We start from the raw sequence: 5,234 nt of genomic DNA on the forward strand, positions 1-5,234 counted from the left end.
GCTCGGTTCTGACCATGGATGAGGCGGTGCGTTATGCGGTCAACGTCGTCAGGCTTCCGCTCGCCGATGCCCTCGCAATGGCATCGCGCGTTCCGGCGACGTTTCTCCGGCGCGATACTGAACTCGGYCGTATCGCACCAGGCCATCTCGCGAGCCTCGTGCATCTCGACGACGAGCTGCGGGTGCTGGAAACCTGGATCGAGGGCTGCCCCTCAATACCTGACTGAAGGACACAATTGAGCCATGTCCTCGCTCTCCCTCTCGCCCCAACAAAATGTTCGCGTTCTCGTGGTTGGCCTCGGCACCATGGGAACCAGCCATGCCCGCGCCTACAGATCGGTCGAGGGTTTCGAACTCGTCGGTCTTTGCACCTCTCGCGCGGCCGATCGCGACGATCTCGAGGCCGAGTTTCCCACTCTTCCCCGCTTCGAAAGCTTCGACGAGGCGCTTACGCGTTTGCGTCCCGACGCAGTCGCGATCTGCACCTACACCGAGCATCACGCCGCCATGGCGTTGCAGGCTTTCGCTGCTGGCGCGCATGTTTTCTGCGAGAAGCCGCTGGCCGACACGCTGGATGTCGCGCGGCAAGTCGTCAGTGCTGCACGCGCGGCCCGAAAGGCGCTCCTGATCGGCTATATTCTGCGCGTACATCCCGCATGGTCACGGTTCGTCGAAATCGGCCGAACGCTCGGAAAGCCGCTCGTGATGCGCATGAATCTCAACCAGCAGTCTGCGGGCTCCTTCTGGGAGGTGCACAAGAAACTCATGCGATCGACTTCACCGATCGTCGATTGCGGCGTCCATTACGTCGACATCATGTGCCAGGTGACGCGAGCGCGTCCCGTCGCGGTCCATGCGGTCGGGGCGCGACTGACCAGCGAGATCGCGCCGGCCATGTACAATTACGGCCATCTTCACATCATGTTCGACGACGGATCCGTCGGATGGTACGAGGTCGGCTGGGGTCCGATGATGAGCGAGACCGCTCATTTTGTGAAGGACATGATCGGCCCAAACGGCAGCGTGTCGATCGTCGCAAAAGAGAGTGCCGATGCGGGCGCGCATTCGGCGGAACATGATACGCATACACGGACCAACGCGCTTCGCATCCATCACGCGGCGCGCGACGCCGAAGACCGCTTTGCGCAGCCGGACGAGTTGATCTCGACTGCTGATGACCCCGACCATCAGGAGCTCTGCGAGCGCGAGCAGCGGCTGTTTCTGAGTGCGGTCCGTGGCGAGATAGACCTGTCCGAGCATCACGAGGACGCGATCAACTCACTCCGCATCGTCTTTGCCGCCGACGAGAGCGTTCGAACCGGTGAAGTCATACGCCTGTAGATCCACACCTGTTGAACGCACCGCGGCAGGAACGAGTAGAGAAATATCCATCTGCAGCGGAATCAACGGCGAGCGATTAGGCCTCACCGACAGCTTGAATGGCGTGCTGTCATCGCCCGCGCACATGCTCCACCCAATCCTAGACGAGGCACGGATACGTCGATCCACTTTTACCGACACCGGAAAGCCGCGACGAGCGGTCGAGGCCGAACAATCTCCAGCTTCTGCAAGCACCTGATGGTGCGGACCTCGGCCGGCATGTCCTCATTGGGATTAGTTTTCCAGTCGCTTACGCCGACCTCGCCCGCATACATGTCGCCTTTGGAATCCAGTGCAATGCCGCGCGGTGCGAGAAACTAGCCGCTAGCAAGACCGGGACCATCCTCGCCGTCGAGCCGCGCAATGCGCTTTCGGTTGGCGTCCACAATCGATAGCCGCGGGCCAAGCTTGGGCACCTTGCGGTTGACCGGCATGGCGGGACCGAGTTCGCCAACAACGATGTCGGGTTCCTACGGCCCCAAGGTCTGCTTTGATTGGCCGACGCAAGATTTTTCTTGATCTCCCGGTGCACACGCCGTGCACACGGCGCCTCCTAGCGCATTGAACCGCTTAAACTCTCGCTCCAATCCATCATGGGCCAATTTGAGCTAGGTACAGCAAAACACCAGCAACTTGTCAGGCTTAGCCCGATTTGTACCAAGTTAGGCAACCGATCGCATGACGTCCAGTTTTGGCCGCGGACGGACCGAGTGGTGAATGAAGCCGGCGCATGAAGACGTATCTCTCGGCCGGCTTGCCGTCCTCGGGACACAGCGGCGCGTCGCTGCGGCTCGCCGAGATGTTGACGATCTCCGGCGAAGTGTCGCGGTACATATCGGCGAGATCCGACAGCGTAGTTTCGACCTTGAGCCCGCGGTCCTGCCGCACCGCGCCTGCTGCGGCCCCGCTGCGCCTTGATGACGCCGTCGGCTGAAAGCAACTCGACGGCCTGCCGGATCGTGACGCGTGACACGCCGAACTCCGCGGCCAGCTCCTCGTTGGCCGGGAAGCGAAAGCCTTGGGTCCAGATGCTGTGCTTAGACTGAGCAAGACCAAGAAGCCGGCACTCAGTCTTGCTGACCCCGGGCGACAAAAAAGCGCCAATTAGCTATCTGCGACTCCATCGATAATGTGTCGCAGGTACGGTCGATCAGTATGCGCGACCGTAGGGCCTGCCTTGAGCCGGATTCTTGATGGACTCGTGCGTCACAATCGCATGAACGGATGCGCCTTCTGGTGCCAGGCCCAGGCGGTGCGGATGACCGTCGGCAGGTCGGAGTGCCGCGGCACGAAGTTAAGAGCTTTTCGTGCGGCGGAGGGGTCGGCGACCAGATAGGTGGGATCGCCGGCGCGGCGCGGCTTGACGGTGTGCGGCACCTCGCGCCCGGTCTCCTGCCTGATGGCGYYGAGGATCTCGCGCACCGAAAAGCCGGAGCCGGTGCCGAGATTGAAGCTGCCGCCGGCATGTCCCTGTTCCAGCAGCTTCAGCGCCGCGACATGCGCGGCGGCGAGGTCGGTGACATGGATGTAGTCGCGGATCGCGGTGCCGTCGGGCGTGTCGTAGTCGTCGCCGAACACCGCGAAGTCGACATGGCCCTGCAGCGCCATCATGGCCCGCGGAATGAGATGGGTCTCGTTGTCGCGCAGTTCGCCGATGCCGCCGGCCGGATCGGCGCCGCTGGCGTTGAAATAGCGCAGGCAGAACGCGCCGAAGCCATAGGCSGCGCGATAGTCGGCGAGCATTCGCTCGATCATCCATTTCGACGCGCCATAGGGATTGATCGGCGCGCAGGGGAAGTCTTCCGGCAGCTCCYTGGAATCGGCGTTGCCGTAGACGGCGCCGGTCGAGGAGAACACGATGCGATGGCAATCKGCGTTGCGCATYGCCTGGAGCAGCGACAGCGTGCCCTGCAAATTGTTGATGTAGTACTTCTGCGGGTCGGTCATGGATTCGCCGACGAGGCTCGCCGCCGCGAAATGCATCACSGCCGTGATCTTGTGATYGGCGAAGGCGCGCGCCAGCGCTSCGCCGTCRAGAAGGTCGCCGGTCACCAGGGGGCCGGCRACGAAGCTGCGATGACCTGTCGAGAGATTGTCATAAACGACGGGCTGATAGCCGGCGGCGGCCAGGGCGCGGCAGGCATGCGAGCCAATATAGCCCGCGCCTCCTGTGACGAGGACGGTCGGTTGGTCAGTCATGGTTGCTACCCCGAAGCGAAGTCATTAATCGCCCAATCAATCGTCGACAGCATAAAATCTGCGCAGAGCGCAAGCAGAGCGAGCTTCAACCATCCAGGATCCTTTGCGGCGCAATCGAGTACGACGGTGATTCGGACAAGCGGACCAGAGACAGCTATTGCGGAGAGTCGATAGCGAACTCCTTTGGCATGAGGCGATTTGATGCCCGGGGCCGGTCCCACAACTTGACCGTGATCAGATTCAACATTGCTGTATTTGCCTAGCTTCCATCTCGTGCAAGGCAGTCTTCGCCGGCATAGGGCGTAGTGCGAAAGCAACTCCTGAGCCCCCGGAGCAAACGGCAACGAAGAATTGCACAACGGAGATCCGCTGCGATGCCCCTTCAGCATGACCCTTCCGGAAAGATGACCGTTGTTGACCAACATTCAGGCATCCTGTTCGCGATGTTTGACGGTCCCAAACGAGTGATCTGCAGAGTTGATTGGGACGCTCTTATTGATCGCGCAGCGGTCGATGGCGCCGATGAAATGGACATTCGCGCGACCTTTCATCGGCATCGCGAGGCCATCCAGGCTATAGCCAGCCAGAACTATGATGCGGGGCAAGCAAGCCCGATTGTCACGACTTATCAGCTCACGCCGCTTCCCTAGTCCCGAAACCCGTGCCCTTCGTAACCGCCTGAAAAGGAGCGCAATAGTGTTGGCCCCGCACACCACCAAGCGAAAGGTTGCTCCGCCATGGAGCCATGACGAAATCGAGCAGGTACGGTTCCTCATTTTAGAGGGAAAGAGCTTGCACGCCGTATCACGACGCCTTGGAAGAACGCCACAAGCTGTGAGAAAGATTGTTAGCAGGCTAAAGCTTCCACTCCGACTTGTCGATCTGATGAGGTGAATCGGCTTCAATCTCCGGCACTCGACTGATCATCTCGCGCGGACGGTCGGAGAATATCAGAAATACCTTTCAACCTTGCGCCTCCCGACGAGACCAAGGCAGGCGCCTGCTCTACTCATCCCTCTCCGTCGCGGATCGCTTTCGCCCCAGACCCTAGCCGGTTGTCGCGAAAGTGGTGCGTTGCGCGACATTTCATACTGCCGTAGCTCTTTTTGAGTTTAACTAGGCCTTCAGATCGCGATCACTTTGCCACTGCGTCTTTGCAACTAATAGCAAGATGCCGCATATTCTATTCCAGGTCGATCGACGGAGGCATTTCGAGAGGCGCTTGCGCCTACAACACATGCAAAGCAGCAAGCGCATCTGCAAATAAACGCGGCATATTGCTTATTTGCGCAGCAAGAATTGACGAGTCTATTGTGAGGATGTGAGCTTTGGACGGCGAGTTCCGATTTATGCGCGGCATATTGCAGCGCCGGTCAGTCTGGATGAACGAAACTCGACCCTCACCGGACCAAGGGGTAACAACCGGGGTTTGAGCAAAAAGAAGTCATTCTACGCCCGATGTGAACTTTCTACGCTTTCAATCTTTACGTCGGACTAGATCATGCGGATGCCGGAGGAACTTTGGCTAACGGATTCGTAGTCTGGTTCAATAAGTTCAAGGGTTACGGCTTCATAAGGCCCGACGGCGGAGGCAAGGATGTATTCGTTCATATGTCCGCCGTCGAGGAAGCCGGCATTTCGACGTTGATTGAAGG

Annotated in this window: 6 protein-coding genes and 1 pseudogene; 5 read left to right on the forward strand and 2 right to left on the reverse strand. The window is 59.7% G+C overall.

Features of this window, described 5'->3' with window-relative positions; genetic code table 11:
* Positions 1 to 227, forward strand: a 227-nt coding sequence (locus AC1D00_RS25325) for an amidohydrolase family protein (RefSeq protein ID WP_477012524.1), incomplete at its 5' end; no start/stop codon positions are given.
* Positions 228 to 243: 16 nt separating this feature from the next.
* Positions 244 to 1,341: a Gfo/Idh/MocA family oxidoreductase gene (locus tag AC1D00_RS25330; protein ID WP_029677422.1), complete on the forward strand. Its 1,098-nt coding sequence runs from the start codon at positions 244 to 246 to the stop codon at positions 1,339 to 1,341.
* 170 nt (positions 1,342 to 1,511) lie between these two features.
* Here the strand turns inward: AC1D00_RS25330 and AC1D00_RS25335 are convergent.
* Positions 1,512 to 1,847 (reverse strand): annotated as a pseudogene (locus AC1D00_RS25335) (hypothetical protein); the annotation flags it as partial.
* A gap of 263 nt (positions 1,848 to 2,110) precedes the next feature.
* Between AC1D00_RS25335 and AC1D00_RS25340 the strand changes: the two are divergent.
* The gene (locus AC1D00_RS25340; protein WP_477012528.1) at positions 2,111 to 2,314 is read left to right on the forward strand and encodes a hypothetical protein; all 204 of its coding nucleotides are present in this window, start codon (positions 2,111 to 2,113) and stop codon (positions 2,312 to 2,314) included.
* Between the two features lie 272 nt (positions 2,315 to 2,586).
* Here the strand turns inward: AC1D00_RS25340 and galE are convergent, their stop codons facing one another.
* Entirely contained in the window at positions 2,587 to 3,579 is a 993-nt protein-coding gene (galE, locus tag AC1D00_RS25345; protein ID WP_477012525.1) for a UDP-glucose 4-epimerase GalE, read from the reverse strand.
* Positions 3,580 to 3,953: 374 nt separating this feature from the next.
* On the opposite strand from galE, the gene AC1D00_RS25350 reads away from it, so the two are divergent.
* The gene (locus tag AC1D00_RS25350) at positions 3,954 to 4,229 is read left to right on the forward strand and encodes a DUF1488 family protein (protein ID WP_477012526.1); all 276 of its coding nucleotides are present in this window, start codon (positions 3,954 to 3,956) and stop codon (positions 4,227 to 4,229) included.
* Positions 4,230 to 5,100: 871 nt separating this feature from the next.
* Positions 5,101 to 5,234: cold-shock protein (locus AC1D00_RS25355; RefSeq protein ID WP_477012527.1), on the forward strand; the 134-nt coding region annotated here is incomplete at its 3' end.

It is taken from the genome of Bradyrhizobium sp. P2_E8, from assembly GCF_056403875.1.